General features: G+C 58.2%; 15 protein-coding genes. 5 read left to right on the top strand and 10 right to left on the bottom strand.

Features of this window, described 5'->3' with window-relative positions:
- Position 1: 1 nt before the first annotated feature.
- On the bottom strand, positions 2–1,531 hold the full coding sequence (locus GOV38_RS06795) for a sulfatase (RefSeq protein ID WP_171208559.1): 1,530 nt from the start codon (positions 1,529–1,531) through the stop codon (positions 2–4).
- Positions 1,532–1,754: 223 nt separating this feature from the next.
- Positions 1,755–2,417, bottom strand: a complete 663-nt coding sequence (locus GOV38_RS06790; RefSeq protein ID WP_171097679.1) for a GntR family transcriptional regulator — start codon at positions 2,415–2,417, stop codon at positions 1,755–1,757.
- Positions 2,418–2,621: 204 nt separating this feature from the next.
- On the opposite strand from GOV38_RS06790, the gene GOV38_RS06785 reads away from it, so the two are divergent.
- From GOV38_RS06785 to GOV38_RS06770, 4 genes are read left to right on the top strand one after another with little or no spacing between them, the layout of a single operon-like run.
- Complete coding sequence (locus tag GOV38_RS06785; RefSeq protein WP_171208558.1) at positions 2,622–3,851, top strand: ABC transporter substrate-binding protein; 1,230 nt, start codon at positions 2,622–2,624, stop codon at positions 3,849–3,851.
- A 26-nt stretch (positions 3,852–3,877) separates the two neighbouring features.
- A complete protein-coding gene (locus GOV38_RS06780) occupies positions 3,878–4,744 on the top strand; it encodes a carbohydrate ABC transporter permease (RefSeq protein ID WP_217352067.1) in 867 nt (288 codons plus the stop codon).
- Positions 4,744–5,574 carry a carbohydrate ABC transporter permease gene (locus GOV38_RS06775; protein WP_171208557.1) on the top strand — a complete coding sequence of 277 codons (831 nt, stop codon included), beginning with the start codon at positions 4,744–4,746 and terminating at the stop codon, positions 5,572–5,574. Before GOV38_RS06780 ends, GOV38_RS06775 begins: the two co-directional genes overlap by 1 nt.
- A complete protein-coding gene (locus tag GOV38_RS06770) occupies positions 5,571–6,329 on the top strand; it encodes an SDR family NAD(P)-dependent oxidoreductase (RefSeq protein WP_171208556.1) in 759 nt (252 codons plus the stop codon). Before GOV38_RS06775 ends, GOV38_RS06770 begins: the two co-directional genes overlap by 4 nt.
- Here the strand turns inward: GOV38_RS06770 and GOV38_RS06765 are convergent.
- The 8 genes from GOV38_RS06765 to GOV38_RS06730 all read right to left on the bottom strand — a co-directional run bounded on the left by GOV38_RS06765 (position 6,309) and on the right by GOV38_RS06730 (position 17,222).
- Entirely contained in the window at positions 6,309–7,691 is a 1,383-nt protein-coding gene (locus GOV38_RS06765; protein WP_171208555.1) for a M20/M25/M40 family metallo-hydrolase, read from the bottom strand. The two genes, GOV38_RS06770 and GOV38_RS06765, sit on opposite strands and share 21 nt — an antisense overlap.
- Complete coding sequence (locus tag GOV38_RS06760; RefSeq protein WP_171208554.1) at positions 7,688–9,733, bottom strand: hydantoinase/oxoprolinase family protein; 2,046 nt, start codon at positions 9,731–9,733, stop codon at positions 7,688–7,690. The genes GOV38_RS06765 and GOV38_RS06760 overlap by 4 nt, the downstream gene beginning before the upstream one ends.
- The gene (locus tag GOV38_RS06755; RefSeq protein WP_171208553.1) at positions 9,720–11,531 is read right to left on the bottom strand and encodes a hydantoinase B/oxoprolinase family protein; all 1,812 of its coding nucleotides are present in this window, start codon (positions 11,529–11,531) and stop codon (positions 9,720–9,722) included. Before GOV38_RS06755 ends, GOV38_RS06760 begins: the two co-directional genes overlap by 14 nt.
- An 88-nt stretch (positions 11,532–11,619) precedes the next feature.
- Entirely contained in the window at positions 11,620–12,597 is a 978-nt protein-coding gene (locus GOV38_RS06750) for an ABC transporter ATP-binding protein (protein ID WP_171208552.1), read from the bottom strand.
- On the bottom strand, positions 12,594–13,613 hold the full coding sequence (locus GOV38_RS06745) for an ABC transporter ATP-binding protein (RefSeq protein ID WP_171208551.1): 1,020 nt from the start codon (positions 13,611–13,613) through the stop codon (positions 12,594–12,596). Before GOV38_RS06745 ends, GOV38_RS06750 begins: the two co-directional genes overlap by 4 nt.
- 1 nt (position 13,614) lies before the next feature.
- Positions 13,615–14,511 (bottom strand): ABC transporter permease, encoded by an 897-nt coding sequence (locus GOV38_RS06740; RefSeq protein ID WP_171097663.1) that lies wholly within the window; start codon positions 14,509–14,511, stop codon positions 13,615–13,617.
- A complete protein-coding gene (locus tag GOV38_RS06735) occupies positions 14,504–15,481 on the bottom strand; it encodes an ABC transporter permease (RefSeq protein ID WP_171097662.1) in 978 nt (325 codons plus the stop codon). Before GOV38_RS06735 ends, GOV38_RS06740 begins: the two co-directional genes overlap by 8 nt.
- A 79-nt stretch (positions 15,482–15,560) precedes the next feature.
- Positions 15,561–17,222, bottom strand: coding sequence for an ABC transporter substrate-binding protein (locus GOV38_RS06730; protein ID WP_171208550.1), 1,662 nt, complete (start codon positions 17,220–17,222; stop codon positions 15,561–15,563).
- Positions 17,223–17,428: 206 nt separating this feature from the next.
- Between GOV38_RS06730 and GOV38_RS06725 the strand changes: the two genes are divergently transcribed.
- Positions 17,429–18,217 carry an IclR family transcriptional regulator gene (locus tag GOV38_RS06725; protein WP_171208549.1) on the top strand — a complete coding sequence of 263 codons (789 nt, stop codon included), beginning with the start codon at positions 17,429–17,431 and terminating at the stop codon, positions 18,215–18,217.
- Positions 18,218–18,322: the final 105 nt, after the last annotated feature.

Genomic DNA, 18,322 nt, shown 5'->3' with positions numbered 1-18,322 from the left:
CTCAATGCCAGCCCACGCGTGGGGCTGCCGGAATCATGTCGTCTGGTCGTCTGTGGATCATGTCCATCAACTCATCGCGCAGCGGTCTGTGCGACGCATCGGACCATAGGTTGGTTGTCTCAGAGGGGTCGGTATCGAAATCGTAAAGCTCACCTGCACCGGTGCTCAGATCAACCGACATCCGGTGGCGACGCGTTCTGACGGTGCGCAGGTCCAGCGAAACACCACTGCGTTCCGCATCGACTTCCCATTCGCTCAAAGCAAAGTCACGGCGTTCCGCGCCGGTCATGACGGGCACCAGCGAACGCCCATTGTCTGCCGTCGCGTCGATTGCAGCCAGTTCTGCCAGTGTCGATCGCAGATCCAGGGTCGAGACCGGGTCGTCGATCACCCGTCCGCGCGGGACGCCGGGCCCCGCAATCACCAGAGGGACACGCAGCAACCCATCATAGAGCATCGGCCCTTTCAGCAAGAGCCCGTGATCCCCCAGCCATTCGCCATGGTCGCTGGCGAAAACAATAATGGTGTTTTCTAACGCGCCCGTGTCCTCAAGTGCTTTGACGATCCGACCGACCTGATGATCAACCGCCGAGATCATGCCGAAGTAAATCGCCGTGATCTGCCGCAATTCGGCCTCGTCCAACCGACCCATATCGCTCCAGTTTTTGCCACCTTCCGCATTTTCGCGCTCAACGTCGCCTGCAAGCCGGTGTTTCAAGAAAGCGCTGTGCCACCATGGGCGGCCCTCAAGATCTCGCGATCTGCTTTTGGCGATGACGACGTCCTGCGGGTCATACATCTGCGACCAAGGTTCCGAGGCCAGGAACGGCGGATGCGGGTCGGGGAATGAAATCCAGGAAAATATGGGCTTTTCACCCTTGTTCTCGATCAGATCCACAGCGCGGTCACCAATCCAGGTTGTGGATTGCCAGCGATCACCCAGAGGGGTTCGCCAGGCTTGTGGATGATCTGTAGCCGGCGGCGCCTGCTCTTTCGCACGCTGCCAACGCGCACGGCCAAGCCCGTCACCGTTCAGAAAGTTCTCGAAATGCAACGTATAGGGGGGATCGTTCCACGCGCAGTGATGATGCGGCCGCAGGGTTAGTTCAACAATTTGAAATCCGAAATACGGCCCGCACCAATCCGCCGGGAAATCTGCGGTCGACGTATAGCATTCTGGACGCCCGGTTGCGTCAAACGTCTCATTTGATGAAAAATGTGCCTTGCCGATGAAATGGGTCTGATACCCGGCGCGTGAAAACACGCCACCCATCCCGTCTTGCCCCAAAGCTTCATCCAGGTTGCGCCCGTTGTCGCGCACACCGTTCGAATAAGGCAGCTTGCCCGTCAGAATTGCCGCGCGCGCGGGCTGACACATTGGATTGGGCGTGATGCAGGTATTAAACCGTGTCCCGGTCTCTGCCAGACGATCAATATGCGGTGTTTTCACACCTCGCACACCATAGCCCATGCAATCGCCGCGATGCTGGTCCGTTGTAATCAGCAATACGTTCGGTTGGCCTTTTGGCATTACCCGACCTGCTTGCCGTGCTCAAAGAGCCCAAGGCTACCCACGACCGTCACTCCTCCCCAGTTCGTCGAATCGAATGCTAAAAACAATAATATGAAACATTACAAATCGTCGATGATTTTTTCGCAATAATCGACTTAAAATGCACAAAGGCAAAAGTCAGTCGGTCAAAGTTAGAGAATCCGCGGCGCGAGCCGTCACATCCGGGTACTCAGACCCGAGGTCACAGCCCCAAGGCGCGCATTTGCTGCGACATCTGCACAAACGACCCGTCCACATGGGTGCGGATCACCCGATCCGCCTGTTCCGGATCATTCTGACGAAACGCTTCGATCAGATCATCGTGCTCTTTCAGAATGTTCCGCAACCGCCCCTGACTGATGCGCAGAGGCGCAGCGTGAACGTTCAGCGCCGTGCGCAGTCGTTTCCACGTTTCAGCGGCAACGTCATTATAATGGTGCTGACAGATCACGCTGTGAAACTGCAAATCAAGCTTGCGGAATTTCAGCATGTTGCCGTCACCGCAGGTTCGAATTTTCTCTTGAATTTCGCTCAATCGCGCGACGTCCTCAGGGCGGGCATGCTCGGCGAACCAACTGACGAAGTAAGGCTCTAGCAGCTGAAGAACCTCAAAGATGTTCTGGATCGTGCTGGCATCAGCCAGTTTGATTGTAGCACCGCGATTGGGGTGGATCTCGACAAAGCCCTCGCCTTGCATCTGCCGCAACGTTTCGCGCACCGGGCTTGCACTGACACCAAACCGGTCTGCCAGTGCCGAGATTTTCAAACGCTGGCCGCCGACAAGCCTTCCACTGGAAATATCATCGAGTATTGCCTGGTAAAGCGTGGCCGTCTGTTCGTCGCCTGTTTTCAGCTCAATCGTCATACGCACTCCGCTTCATTAGTATTTGTGGCCCGATTTTCCGCAGGCATATACCATAAGGCACACCAACTTCAGTTCAAAACAGATTATCAGTGGTGTGAACCACAATATATACTAAATGAAAAAAATAATCGACGATTTTTTAGAAATGATGCTATTTTCGTGACGAGAGATTCGCAACCAGCGGATCCCAACGAGGAGGAAACCATGAAACAGCGCACGGCTTTGGCGGCTGCGAGTTCGATATTGGCAGTCACCGCATCAATGGCCTTTGGTCAATCTGTAACACTGGATGTCACCGCCTGGAAAGGCAACGAGGCAGAGCCTGCGGGTTTGGCCGAACTGATCGAGAAATTCGAATCGGAACACCCCGATATTGATGTCGAACTCAGCTACATTGGGCGTCTGGATACCGACACGATCATTCCGCCGCGCCTGCAGGGTGGAAATCCACCAGACGTCATGATGACTGATATGCCGCTGGTCGAGGTTTGGGGCAACGCCGGTCTGCTGGAAAACCTTGGTACAGATTCCGAATGGTATGGCCGTATTCCCGAAAGCCTGCAGGCGGCTCTGACCTTGAATGGCAACGCTTTCATCATGCCGCTCGAAGTTATTGGTATGGGCAATTTCGCCAATATGGACCTGTTGGCCCAGGCCGGTGTTGAGGAAATGCCCACAACATTGGACGAACTGAAATCAGCCTGCGGTGCGCTTGCGGATGAGGGGATCAACCCGATGATCTTTACGGGCGGCTTTCAGGCACCTCTCTTTCTGATCGCAAACGGGCTTGAGACAACAACCAACGCAGCCGCATCGCTTGGATCAGGTGACGCGAAATTTGCCGAAGACGCTGCATTCAACCAGGGGATCGATCTGATCCGCGATCTGATTGACGCCCGCTGTTTTGATCCGTCGCTGCAGGCGGGGCTGGATCCCTGGAGCACGGCGCTGACCGAATTTCAGGGTGGCAATTTTGCGATGATGCCGCAGGGCGCATGGAACATAGCGGCTTTCAAGCAGATCGACGGGCTGAACTTTGCGTTCGGACCTATCCCGACCTCGCAACCATCGGGCGTCGCGCTTGATCTGTTTGGCATCGGCTGGTCCATCGCGTCTGGCAGCGAAAACAAAGACGCTGCGCGCACTTTTGTGGACTGGTTTGCCCAGCCCGAGAACCTTCAGGTCATGCTGGATGCCGAATCCGCCTATTCGCCCTTTGACGACGGTGCCAGCGGCACCCCGGCCGAGGCCGCACCTTACGATGCGGCGCGCAGCGCAGGCGGTATCATCAATTATCCCTTTGCACTGTTGCAATGGCCCAAACCGTTGGAGGGTGAGATCTGGGACAGCCTGACCGGTTTCCTGCTTGACCCGTCAAAGCCAAGCGAAGACGTTCTGACACGTTGGGACGAGGCAGTTGAAGACGCGTTTTAACGCGTCTTCTCACTGGAACGAGGACAATGGTATCTAGAAGCTCTGCGGTGATGTTCACCCTGCCCGCTCTGATTGTTTTGAGCGTGTTCTTTGTCTATCCAATATTGCTCACGTTCCAGATGAGTTTCACCAACTTCACGGGCGTGGGCGTTTCGGAAAATATCGGTCTGAAGAACTATGAACGTATCATAGGCCGCAGCAGATACCCCGAGGCGCTTTGGGTGACCGTCAAGTTCACGGTCTTTGTGGTGTCTGTCCAAACCCTGGCTGGCTTGGTTCTGGCGGCCTTGCTGCACCGCTTGCCCGCCATCCGCAACTTTTCCCGCGCGGCCCTGTTCACACCGGCGATGATGTCCTTTGTTGTCGTCGGCTATGTCTGGCAATTCATCTATTCCCCGTTTTCGGGTGGCCTGAACTCGATGCTGAACATGCTGGGGCTGGATTGGCTGGCGCGGGGATGGCTGGGCGATCCGTCCACGGCGCTTTATGCGATCGCTGTGGCCCATGTCTGGATGTTCACCGGATACACCACGGCCATTTTTCTGGCAGGCTACGCCAATATCCCGCGCGACATTGACGAGGCCGCGCGGCTTGACAATGTCTCATCCTTTCAGCGGTTTCGATATCTTGAAATTCCACTTCTCGCGCCGGTGTTCACCATCAACATCATTCTATCGACCATCGGGACGCTGAAGACGTTCGAACTGCCGTTCATCATGACGCGGGGCGGGCCGGACGGGGCAACGCGAACCCTCAGTCTTGAGATCATCGAGCAGCTGTTCGGCAATTACCGTTTCGGCTTTGCCTCGGCACTGTCGGTTGTCATGCTGGTCATCGTGGTGGCTGTGGCGGTCATTCAAAACTGGTATCTTCGCCGCAAGGAGGAGCTGTGATGCTCCAACTTGCCAGAACCACCGGGCGGTTTGCCTTGAACGCTGCCATCATCGGCCTGGTCGTGGCGATGCTGCTGCCCGTTTTCTACATGATCGCGATGTCCTTTCGCACCGCGACCGAAATCGCTCAACAACCGCTTGCTTTGCCCACAAGCTTTGCCTGGTCGAACTATGCCAACGCGCTTGAGGCGATGAATTATCTGCGGTCGGTTTTGAACTCGGTCGGGATCACGGTTTCCGTCACGGTCATTGTGGCGCTTCTGGGATCGATGGCTGCTTTCCCGCTGGCACGCAATACAGGCCGGTATTCGCGGCTGTTCATCATGCTGGTGGCGCTTGGCCTGGCAACGCCGAATTTTGTGACGATCACACCAATCTATGTGATCTTTCGCGACCTCGGGCTGCTGGACACTTACATAGGCATCATCCTGGCCTTCACGGCGCTGAACCTGCCACTTGCGGTGTTCTTCTATGTCGGCTTCATCGCAGCGATCCCAAAAGAGCTGCTCGAAGCCGCCAAGCTTGACAATTGCAAAGACTGGCAGGTGTTCTGGTACGTCATTCGCCCCTTGTTAGGGCCTGCTACGGCCACGTTGTCGCTGTTTGTCATGCTGATGGTGTGGAATGATTTCACGTACCCGCTTCTGCTGCTGACCGACAAAGACAAGTTCACTGTGACCATCTCGGTCTATCGGTTTGTCGGCAATCAAAACGTGCAACCCGACATGCTGTTTCCTGCGGCCGTCCTGGGCTCGTTGCCTTTGCTGGTCATGTTCATCATCTTCCAAAGACGTATTGTTGCGGGTCTGACGGCAGGGGCGGTCAAATGAGCGGATCACTGGAAAATAAAGTCATCATCGTAACAGGGGCCGCTGCGGGCATCGGTTTGGGGATCCTAAAAGCCGTCATTGGCGCTGGCGCGCGTGCGACCGGTTTTGACATCTCATCCGACGGTTTGCGGCGGATCCGCTGCGCTGGTGCCGAAGCCATGCAGGTCGATGTCACCGACGCCCAGGCCCTGACCGAAGCCATTCAAGACGTCAGAGCGCGTGAGGGGCGGTTGGATGGGCTGGTCAGCAATGCGGGCATAACCGAAATGGCACCGTTCCTTGAGGCGGATATCGACCATTGGGACAAGCTTTACCGTGTAAACCAGCGCTCGGTTCTGGTGGGCTGTCGGGCCGCCGCGCGGATCATGGCAGAGGACGGCACCAAAGGGGCGCTGGTCAATATCGCCTCGGTCCATGCCGACGCAACGGATCACGGCTTCGAAGGCTACGCTGCCACCAAAGGTGCGATCGTCGCGGCCACCCGCGCCATGGCTTGGAGCCTTGGGCCACAAGGCATCCGCGCCAATTGCCTGTCACCGGGGCTTACTATGACCGAACGCGCGGCATCAGCCGCTGAAGACCCCGCAATCGACCAAATGTTTCGAAGCTGGCAAGCCAATGGCACGGTACCAACGCCCGACGACATGGGTGCGCTTGCGGTATTCCTGCTATCGGATGCCGCCTATGCCCTGAACGGCGCCAATATCGTCGCCGATCAGGCCACCTCGGCGCGTCTATTCGGTGTGGGTCGCTGACCCCAAGATGGCCTGACATCGACCCAAAGCCTCAAGAACCGCAGCACCGGTCTTGATACCGTCGATGAACCGAACGACCTCAAGGTTTTCGTTGGGCGCATGGTTGGCCTCATCCGCGTTGGCATAAGGAATGACGAAAGCATCCTTGCCCAGGATCTTGGTAAAGACATAATCAGGCAGTGAGCCGCCTACCGTAGGATAGATCAACGGCTCGACCCCACGTGCGGCAACAATCGCTTCGCGCAGAGGTTTGGCAAACGGGCTGTCGAGCGGGGTCTTTGACGGCAACATCCCATTGTGCCGCACAACCTCAACCTCGGGCGCGTGGCGTGCGACATGTGCCTCAATCCGTTCAAAGACATAATCCGGGGTCAACGGTTCGACCAGCCGGACATCGCATTTCGCAATGGCCTCATTTGGCAGCACCGTTTTACTGCCTGGACCGCCATACCCCCCGTGCATCCCGTTGATCGTCAGGGTTGGATGAAACATCAGCCGGTCCCAATAGGGGCGATCCACAGGACCATCCATATGGTCAAGCTTCAGATCCTCCATCACCGCCTGTTCGTCATTGGGCAAGCGCGCGATGGCGTCGCGTTCCAGATTGGTGGGCGGGATGACCGGCTCGGTCAGGCCTTCGACGGTGATGTTGCCTTCGGGGTCTTTCATCGTGGCCAGCAATTGCACCAGCGTCCAGATCGGATTGGGGACGACGCCACCGTAATTTCCCGAATGCACATCGCGCGCGGCCCCCTTGGCGACAAGATCAAACGAGGCCACGCCACGCACACCAAAGGTAATCACCGGTGCCCCGCTTTCGTGCAGAGGCCCATCAGAGGTCACCACGAGATCGACCTGCAAACGATCCCTGTTCTGGCGCACAAAATCAGCGATTTGCGGCGAACCGATCTCTTCCTCGCCTTCCAGCAAGAAGATGATGTTACAAGGTAAAGAGCCGTTCACCGCCAGATGCGTTTCGATGGCCAACAGCTGCGCGAAATGCTGACCTTTGTTGTCACCGATGCCGCGTGCCCAGATCCGGCCGTCGCGCAGTGTCGGCTCGAACGGAGGACTGATCCACGCATCCAACGGATCGGGCGGCTGCACATCGTAATGACCATAAAGAAGGACCGTCGGCTTTTGCGGGTCAACCTTCGCGTGCCCCAGCACAAACGGGTGCCCGGGTGTCTCGACAAGCCCTGCGTCAAACCCCAGACCTTCCAGATGCGCGACCAGCATGTTCGCCACATCCCGAATACCGATATCATGGGCCGAAATCGACGGATGCCGCACATATTCCATGACGCGTTCGACGAAGCTGTCGGCATTTTGGTCGATATGGTCAAACAGGGTTTGGGTCATGTGGTCTCTTTCGTCAGCAGCACTGCGCCCGAGGGATGAACCGTAGCCACCCAGCCCGGGGCAATGATGGCTGTGGTGTCCAGCTGAGTCAGAATGGCCGGGCCTTTGATCACCACCTCAGCGCCCAGCGCGGCGCGGTCATAGATCGGTGTTTCGACAACGCCCTCTGGCCAGACCACCTTTTGAAACTGCAAGGGTTCGGGCAGGTCGGTTTTCGCAAGCTTTGGGCTGTCCACCGGCTCTGTTTTGCCAATGGCCTCGATCCGCAATGTGACCAGTTCAATCGGGGCGTCCAGTATGAAGCCATACAACGCCGTATGTGCGTCGCGAAAGCGGGCCTCGGTCTCTTGCGCGGTGCTGCCCCAATCCACGGCGATCTCACCGCCCTGCCCGTGAAAGCGCATCAGCGCGCGCGCCTGAAGGCTTCGTTGATCAGGGGCGATACCTTCATGTTCCATCCAAGTGACGGCATCTTGGGTCAATTCGGACAGGATCTTGTCGCCAGCATCCTGATCAACAGGCCCCGGCATTGGCAGTGCGCGGGTAAATTCGGCCTTCATATCTGCGGCCAGCAAACCAGCGGCACACAGCAGCCCGGGGGCCGATGGGATCATGACCTGCCGAATGCCCAACAGTTCTGCCAAAGCGCAGCCATGTAAGGGACCCGCCCCGCCAAAGGGCACCAAAGTGAAGTCTCGCGGATCATGGCCCCGCTCGACCGAGACCGTGCGCACCGCGCCCACCATATTGTTGTTCATGATGGCCAGGATCCCGCGCGCCGCGTCTTCGGGCGTCAAACCCAGGGGGCGTGCGACGTTGTTGGTCACGGCGGCTTTGGCTGCGTCAACGTCGAGTGACATCGCACCACCGAGCAGCGCGTGGGGCAGGTTACCCAAAGTGACGTGCGCGTCGGTGACCGTCGCCTCGACCCCGCCATGACCATAGGCAGCAGGCCCCGGACGCGCACCAGCCGAATTGGGGCCGACCGACAGCGTGTTATTGGCGACTGCCGCGATCGACCCGCCACCTGCACCAATGGTCACCATATCCACCATCGGCAGAGAAAGCGGCCATTCGCCCACCTTGCCCTGCTGTGTCAGGTTTACTTGCCCGTCGCGGATCAGGCAGATATCGGCTGATGTGCCGCCGATATCCACTGTGATGATATCCTTGATCCCGCAGGATGCGGCTTCGTCAACGGCACCAACCACCCCTGCTGCGGGCCCTGACAGGGCCGTAAGCGCAGGCGCGGTTCGGATCGCCTCAGTCCCTGCAACACCGCCATTTGACTGCATCAGCAGCAAGGGTGAGCTGGCCTTGGCCTCAGCCAGCCGGTTTTCCAGCCGTGAGATATAGGTGGACACGCCGGGCATGACATTTGCGTTCAGAACAGTGGCCAAAGACCGCTCGAACTCGCGAACCACCGGAAGCACATCCGTGGAACAGGTGATCGCCACGTCGGGCAAAGCGGCGCGCAGCAGCCGTGCCACCTGCTTTTCGTGATCCGGGTTCGCATAGGCGTGCAGCAGGCAGATGGCGACAGCTTCGACCTGTTGGGCGCGCAGCTTTTCGACCAGAGCGGTGACGCTGGCCTCATCCAGTTCTTGCAACACATGACCGCCGGTGCCGATCCTCTCATCCACCTCGTGAATGCGGTCCGCCGGAACGGGTCGCGCGGGTTTGACCCAGGTGAACAGATTGGCATGGCGCGGAATGTCCTGCCGCCCGATCTCAAGCACGTGGCGAAAGCCGCGCGTGGTCACCAAAGCGGTGCGTGCGCCCTTGCCCTCAAGGATCATGTTGGTGGCAACGGTTGTGCCATGCAGCACGCCTGACAGCTCTTGCGCGCTGATGCCCGCCTGTTCCAGCACCATGTTCACACCGGTCATGAAGGCCTGCGAGGGGTCACTGGGCACCGAAGCGGTCTTGGCCCGCCAAACCGCGCCCGACACCCTGTCCATCAGCGAGATATCGGTGAAGGTCCCACCGATATCGACAGCAACGGCAAAAGAGGGGTCAAAGGACATATCAGACGAGGGCATCGACATACTCCTGTCGGTAAAAACGGCGCGTTTCTGGGCGTTTAGCCCGCAATGCGTTGGTGGCAGGGACGTCAATGGCATCCTCTGAGACAACAACGCCATATTCGGCCCGCGCAGCATCAGCAGTGACAAAACCGCTCAGGACATCCTGCAACACGGTTTCAGCAGGCCGGTCGAACGGGTGGCCGTAACCGCCCCCGCCGCCTGTTTCGATACGCAAGATATCCCCGCGTTTAAGCATATTGCCGTCCGAGAGCGGGTCGAGCCGCAGTTCCTGCGGTGTGCCGGGGTTCACAATGGCAATGCCATGCCGGCCGGATTTGCCGCCGTGAATGCCCCAGGGCGGGTTCTTGACGCTGTCGATGCGGATGGCGACCATGGTCTCTTCGGCAAGTATCTCATATTCGCGCACGATCCCGCAGCCGCCACGATACCGGCCCGCACCGCCAGAATCCGCTACGATCCCATAGCTGCGCATCGTGACCGGATAACCGGCCTCCAGAAACTCGACCGGATAGTTTTCCTGAGCAACAAAATAGACCGCATCAATCCCGTCCGCCGTTGCCCGCGCGCCATAGCCAACACCAATGCCATCGGCCAGCAAATAAGGCTCTAACGCGCCACTTTTGGTACGATATGTCCCGCGCATGATATTGACCACATAGGCTGAATTAGCGGCAGGTGCCTCTCCGCCACCGGCGTTGAGCAGGCCGCACATCGCTGAAATCATCCGCATGGCGGTAAGGCCGCGCAAACCCAGCGGGGCCGGGTATTCTGGTTGCAGGAAACTGCCCTTGCGAAACAGCACCTCGTCCAGCGCATTGGGGCCGCCCGCATTGCAGACCTGACTGGAATCGCCCCCCAAGTAAAACAGGCCCAGCGCCATGCCGGGCACTCCTTTGTTCATCAGGTAATTAACCGGGCCCGGCGCCTGATCATCACTGTCGCGCGCGTCAAAGGTAAAGCGGTCCTGGCCGTCTGCGCCTTTTTCCCGCGTCAGCGAAAACCGCATATGGAAAGGCCCGTTGCCATGTCCATCCGTGTCAATCGCATCGGTAAAGGAATGAGTTCCATAGTCGAAGGTCTCGGCCATCTTGTCGCGCACAAGGTTGCGGGTGCGCTCCAACAACTGCGCCAAAGCATCTTCGGTCACATCAGGGCCAAACCGGTCGAGAATCTCACCCACCCGGCGCACGCCCAGCTCGACGCTGGCCATAAGCGCCCGCATGTCGCCTTCGCTTTGGTCAGGATAGCGCGAGTTGCGGTGAAAGATGTCCAGAACCGCCTGATTGACCTGACCGGCCTCGATCATTTTGGTGACCGGGATCATCACACCTTCCTGGAAGATATCCGTGGCATCCGGGCTGATCGATCCTGGGCGCAGACCTCCGATATCAGCAAAATGCGCCCAGCTCATCACAAAGGCGCAAACGCGCCCGTCACGAAACACCGGGGCCAGCAAGACCTGATCATTGGAATGCGAGATGGCACCGTAAGAGCCATAGCAATCATTGTACCAATAGACATCACCCTCTTGCATAGTCTCCATCGGAAATTTCTCAAGCACGGGCCGTGTCATGTCGCCAAAGATCGGCACCATCGAGCCGACCGCCATCGTCCCGTTGCCGTCAAACAAAGCGGTATAGAAATCCTTTTTTTCGCGAATAAAGGCGGAAATGGCGGTGCGCTCGATCAGCGCTTCCATCTCGGATTGCGCGGCAGCAATCGCCCCGCGGATGATCTCAAGCGAGACCGGATCGCACAGCGCCTTTTCGCTGAGCCGTGACGGCTTGTTCATGGTCCTCTCCCGTATGATAGGCTGAAAACAGGGCCTAACAGGCCCTTCGCGCGCATTGGCGCAGATCTGGTATATGAGTCTGCCCGCGTCATTCTTCGGCGAAATGGCACGCGACGCGGCGTGTTCCGATGGGGCGCGGTAAGGGGATTTCTTCGGCGCAGCGTGCCTGCGCCCGGGGGCAACGATCCCGAAAAACACAGCCCGAAGGTGGATTGCGCGGATCGGGCGCGCCGCCACCGATGGGCAGGGGATCATGGCTTTGGTCAACATGGGGCGTAGGAACAGCAGCAACCAAGGCCTGGCTATAGGGATGCAGCGGCGCGTGCACAATGTCTTCGGTTGGCCCATCCTCCATGATCCTGCCAAGATACATGACGATTGTCCGGTCGCAGACATAACGCACCAGCGCCAGATCATGGCTGATATAGATCGCCGTCAGTCCCAGCCGGTCGCGTACATCGCGAAACACATTCAGAACACCGGCGCGCACGGATACATCCAGCATCGAGACCGGCTCATCCGCGACCACAAATTCAGGTTCTAGAATAAGCGCTCGGGCCATCACCACCCGTTGCAATTGCCCACCGGACAGCTGATGCGGAAAGCGTTCAAGAAACTGCGTTGGGTCACCCAGGCCCACAAGCTCCAGCACTTCGACGATGCGGCCTTGCCATTCCGCCTGTGGGATGCGGGCATTGGCCAAGGGCTCTTCCAGCGTCTTGCGGATCGAGTAACGCGGGTTCACAGCGTCAAACGGGTTCTGAAAGATCATCTGCGACCGGCTGCGGAACGCCTGCAACGCATCGCCCGTAAGATCCTTGATCTCTTGCCCGTCAAACTGTGCCGACCCGCCTGTGATCTCTTCCAGCCGGACGAGGATGCGCCCCATCGACGTTTTGCCGCAGCCCGATTCCCCCAGCAAACCGACGCTTTCGCCCTTGTTTAGGGTCAAATTCACGCCATCCACAGCCTTGACTGTCGCTGGCAGGCCAATCATCGCCGAAATCGCATTACCGATTTTGTAGTGAAGCTGGGCGTTCTCCATCTGAATCAGAGGTACGGTCATGCGACTGCCCCCCAGGTTGCCGGATCTTTGGCGGTTTCGCGCAGCACAGCAGCCTCACTGGCGCGGTGGCAGGCGACATGGTGATCAGGTGCAGCCTCGGTCAGCGCGGGTTCGGTGTTGCGGCACAGATCAGTGGCAAAGGGACAACGCGCGGCAAAACGACAGCCTTTGGGTGGATCAATCAAATCCGGAGGGCTGCCGGCGATAGGCGTCAAAACCCCCGTGCCTGCAGATTGCAGATCGGGGAACGCGTTCTTCAGGCCCATTGTGTAGGGGTGCAGCGGTTCGTTCAAAAGCGTTGCGGTATCGCAGTTTTCGACGACCTTGCCCGCATACATCACCACGGTCCGGTCGCAGATATAGGCCACCACGGAAATATCATGGGTCACCATGATGACAGACAGCCCCAATTCGCGCTGCAACCCGCGCAGTTGATCCAGGATCTGCCGCTGGATGATCACGTCCAGCGCGGTCACCGGTTCATCGGCGACAACCAGCTTGGGGTTCAGCGCCAAAGCCAGCGCAATCGCCGCGCGCTGACGCATCCCGCCCGAGAATTGATGCGGAAAGTCGCGCAAACGGCCGGGATCAATGCCCACCATTTCAAACAGCTCAACGGCGCGTGCCCGCGCCTGCGCCTTACGCATCCCGCCCCGGTCGCGCAGAACCTCGATGATCTGGTATTCCACGCGATAGACCGGATCGAGCGAGTTCATCGCGGATTGCGGGATAAAGGAAATGTCGCGCCAGCGCAGCGCGTTCATGTCGCGTTCGGACAAGGCCGCCAGATCCTGACCGTCGAACTGCATCGCTCCGCCATCAATCCGCGCGTTGTCGGCAATCACGCGGGTCAAAGCGCGGGCCATCGTTGTCTTACCGCACCCGGATTCACCGACAAGGCCAACGATGGCGCCCTGCAGCACGTCAAAAGATGCGCCGCTGACAGCGACAACGTCTTTTGACCCCACCTCATAGGCGATGGAAAGGTCGCGGATCGAAAGGAGTGTCTCGGCCATTTCAGCGACCTAGCTTGGGGAACAGCAGGTTTTCATACCCGCGTGAAATGAAGAACCCGGCGCTGACGACAAGGATGATCGCCAGACCCGGAGGGATGAACCAGTGATAGGCCTGCCGCGCTAACGCCTGGCTGGCAAACGCGTCCTGCAGCATAAAGCCCCAACTGATCGCATCCGGGTCGCCAAAACCAAGAAAGCTGATCGACGCTTCGGTCAGGATGGCCCAGCCAATGGCGATAGAGCCATAAAGAAAGCTGAGCGGCAGGATGTTGGGGGTGATATGGCGCAGGATGATCTTCAGATCGGATGAGCCAACAACGCGGGCAGCCTCGACATATCCGCGCGACCGAAGCGAGAGGACTTGTGACCGGATCACACGGCCCGTGTCGCGCCAAAGAACCAAAGCCATCGCAATAACCGTGTTCCAGATCGACGGTTCGGAAAAGGCCGAGATCACGATGACGAAGGGCAGAAACGGAATGCCAAACGCCACATCAGCCAAGCGCATCAAGACCGCATCGACATGGCCGCCGAAATAGCCCGCCAGCAGCCCCACGACCGAGCCGATAAAGGCCACCATGAAGGCCGCTGTGAACCCAACCAGCAAGGCCGACCGCGCACCCCAGACAATCTGCGAAAAGATATCGCGCCCAAGCGATGTGGTGCCCAGAATATGCCCCTCCTGTCCCGGCAAAAGGTCCGAGGCGAGGTCGTAATCAGCGGTATAGAGGATCTCGGTCGGGTCATAGGGCGCGATCAGCGGTGCAGCCAGTGCTGTTACGATAAACAGCGCATAGATAAGCAGCCCCGCCAACGCAAAAGGGTCGCCAACCGGCAGTTTGATGGCTTCGAAAATGCGCGCCACACCCGAAGACGCCTTGATCGTCGTATCAGGCATGAGAAATCCTTGGGTCCAGGAAGGTATAAAGCAGATCGGCGATTAGGTTCATGGTGATCACCACAATGGCGATCATCAAAAACGCCCCCTGCGCCAGAGGGTAGTCCGAAGCTGCAACGGCATTTACCAGCTCTCGGCCCAGACCCGGCCAAGAGAATACGCTTTCAACCACCACATTGCCCTGTAGCTGATAGCCGACCGCAATGGCAAAAGACGTCATCACCGGCAGCAACGCATTGCGCGCGCCATGACGGATCACCACAGCCGAGGGCGACAGACCTTTGATCTTGGCCATGGTGACGAAATCCTCTTTCATCACGTCCAGCATGTTCGACCGCATCAAAAGCAGCGGCAGGCCTTGCGAATAAATCGCCAGTGTCATCATCGGCAGAAACAGATGAGACAGGAAATTGGCAGAAGTATAAAGCTGCCAAAGGCTGTCATAGCTGGTGCCCGCCGAACGGGTTCCACCCGCGGGAAACCACCCAAGCGAGAACGAAAAGATCGCAAGCAAGACCATGCCCAGCCAGAACTCGGGCATGGCGCGGGTGGCCAGAACGGCGGGCAAGGCCGCGGCCTCGAACCGCGAGTTGCGCTTCCACGCCAGCCAGGCACCAGCGAGAATGCCGAAGGTATAGGCCACAATCAGGGATGAAAACGTCAGGATCAGCGTATTGGGCAGCAAAAGCAAAATACGCTCGGCCACAGGGGTGCGGTAGCGAAAGGAATCGCCAAGCTCACCCTGCAAAAGATTGCCCAGATAGGTGAAATATTGCTGCCAGAGAGGCTTATCCAGACCGAACTGACGAATAAGCGCCTCTTGCTGTTCGGCTGTGAAGGTCGGGTCGATATAGGCGGCCAGCGGATTGCCGGGCATCAGCCGAAACATCAAAAACAGGATCGTCACGACCGCCCAGAGCACAAGCAAAAGCTGCAGCGTTCGTATAAGGAAAGGCTTGAGGGTGCTCATCGCTGGTCCTGAGGGGCCCAATAAGGTCTAATGTTAAAACATGACGCGGCAGTTACCCGCCGCGCCATGCCGACAGGCGTTAGTCCGCGAGTGTTTCCGTCACACCGTCGGGATAAGTCAGCCGATCACCGATGCCGCCATAGCCAGCCTCTTCCAGGATCGCCTTGGCCACATCGCTGCCTGCTTCAAACCCGCTGACAACATCGCTCGCGTGCCAGTATTCCAGCGCAGGCGATACGACCGAGTTCGATGGGACCGCGAATTTCTTGAACGCCGCGTTGACGATTAGGCGCCGGTCCACCGCTGCGGATAGCGCTCGGCGGAATGCAGGATCGTTGAACGGTGGGCGGCGCAGGTTGAAGGCCACATAGCGGAAACCGATATCAACGGTTGAGACCACCTCGAGATCACCATCCTGTTCAGCCGCATCCAGCAGAACCTGCGGGTCGCCTTGGAAGTCGGTCAGGAAGTTCAACTCACCCGACCGCAGCATCCCAAGGGCGGCTTCGGCATTGGGCACAAGGCGCAGGATGAACCGTTCGGCCTTGGGCGCATTGAAATGGTCTGCATTGGCCTCAAGCACGATTTCCTCATTCGGCAGCCAGCGAACAAACTTATAGGCACCAGACCCGATGGGAATATCTTCCTGATAGCTTTCCGCATTCTCATCCTTGGTGGACAGATCCGCCAGAACTGGTTCCCACACATGTTTCGGGATGATGTTGATCTTGGCCAGGCTTGACGTCAGGAACGAGGCCGAAGGCGTATTCAGCGAAAAGACAATCGTGTTGTCCCCTTCGACGTCAACGCTGGCCACATTGCTGCCAAACGGTGCATACATCGGGGCCTCGCCGCCTGTGGTGGCCGCGTAGGAAAACACCACATCCTCGGCTGTGACCGGCTTGCCGTCATGGAAGGTCAAACCGTCGCGCAGCGTGATCGCAATGGTGGTGTCATCGCGCCATTCATAGCTTTCGGCAGCCCAAGGCTGCGGCAGACCATCAGGACCAACCCGGAACAGGCGGTCATAAATCAACTCGGTCAGCCAGTTGTCGGTCACGCCCGAGATATACAGCGGGTTCACCGCAATCACATTGTCCGAGCTGTTGACGATGATGTCCTTCTGGTCGCCGGTGGGTGTCAGCTCCAGCCAGGTCCAATAGCTGCGGATGCCGATGCCGGATTGATCCACGACGGTTGCAGGGTCAAACACGGTCTTATCAAAGGCAAAAGCCTGCTGCGGGTGAACCAGCATCATGTTGGGTTGATCGGCGTCCAGGATTTCCTGTGCTCGCAACACCAGTTTCTGACGCGCTTCGGGATCGACCGTCACACGCTGTTCTTCGACCAGAGCGTCATATTCGGGGTTTTCATATCCGATGAAGTTATACCCGTTCTCTGCCGTAGACGAATGGAACAGGTTGAAGATGATCTCATCCGGGTCCGACCGCTCGGGCCGTCCGGTCATCTGCCACGCAGTTACATCCCAATCGTCACGGTTATACCAGACAGCATCAGCCATCTGGGACCAAGGCATGACATTTACATTCACATCCAGCCCCAGCTTGCGCCATTCCTGCGCGATCAGCTGGATCGCCTGAAACTCGGCCGGTTGAGCGGCTTGCGGTCGGGTCAAAAGTTCGATGGTTCGGATTTGGTCCTGTGCGCTGGCGGTTGCTGCCCAGAGCGATGCTCCGACAGCTATCCCTGCAGCGGCCTTAACAAGAGTCTTCAAGGTCATTCTCCCGTTGGTTGGCCCACGGGCACGCGGGCTGTTTCGATAGTGACGGTCGATTATCCGCCGCCTATTGTGCAGTACCTTTCCCGTGGCCACCCATTGACGCCACCGCCATGGGATTCTTTTTGTTTTACTCACTGAAACAGGTTTGCTATCGTTCATTCAGTAAAACACAGATTCGATTAAAAGCAAGGGCGTCAAAGCAATCCATGTCGCAGGAAACTGTAGAAGCCGGAAATGACCGCAAATCCTATCGCATCGACGCCGTGGCACGCGCGTTGCGCGTGATGGAGGCGCTGGCCGAGACTCCCGGCATCGGCGCAACAGCTTTGGCCGACAAGCTTGGGCTGACGAAATCGATCGTGTTCCGCCTTTTGCAGACGCTGGAAGAAGATGGCTATGTTCAACGCGATGAAGAGCGCGCGATCTATTCGCTGGGGTATCGCGTGGCGCTTTTGGGTGAGCGCGTTGGGCGCGAAGGCGCGCTGTTACAAGTTGCCCGTCCGGTGATGGACGCGTTGCGCGATGACACGGGTGAAAACGTGAACCTCGTGATACGCGAGGCGACCGCCTCGGTTGCCATCGCAACACGCGAAGGGCTGCATAGTATAAGGCTATTTGCCCAACCAGGCAGGCGCGGACCGCTCCATGCTGGTGGCGCTTCGATGCTGCTGCTGGCCTATGCCGAACCCAGTATTCGCGACAGTGTTCTGGCCAGCAAGCTTGAACAATTCAGCCCCCACACCATCACCGACCCGGACAGGTTGCGCGAGGTTTTGCTGCTAATCCGGGCCAATGGGTACAACGTGGCGATCAATGATCTGGATGACGGAGCTTTTTCGATCGCAGCGCCGATCAAGAACAGTGCCGGTGAGATTATCGCAGGCCTGTCGGTGGCGGGCGCGTCGGTTCGGCTCGATGAGGTGCGGCGTGCAAGCTATATCGAAAAGGCGCTCACTGCCGCGAATGAGATCTCGGAAAAGCTGACATTGGGCTGATCCGGGCACGTGCTCAAGTTTTAGGCACTTTCCACTTTTTTTCACGCGCACCCCCCGGACGGGGGCCTTGCGCGGATTCAATTTGTCCGTCAGTGTTTTATTCAG

Origin of the sequence: Ruegeria sp. HKCCA5839, assembly GCF_013035585.1 — a bacterium.
Lineage (GTDB): Bacteria > Pseudomonadota > Alphaproteobacteria > Rhodobacterales > Rhodobacteraceae > Ruegeria.
Note: the sequence above shows the minus strand (reverse complement) of the source record. Positions and strands in the feature narration are given on the sequence as shown.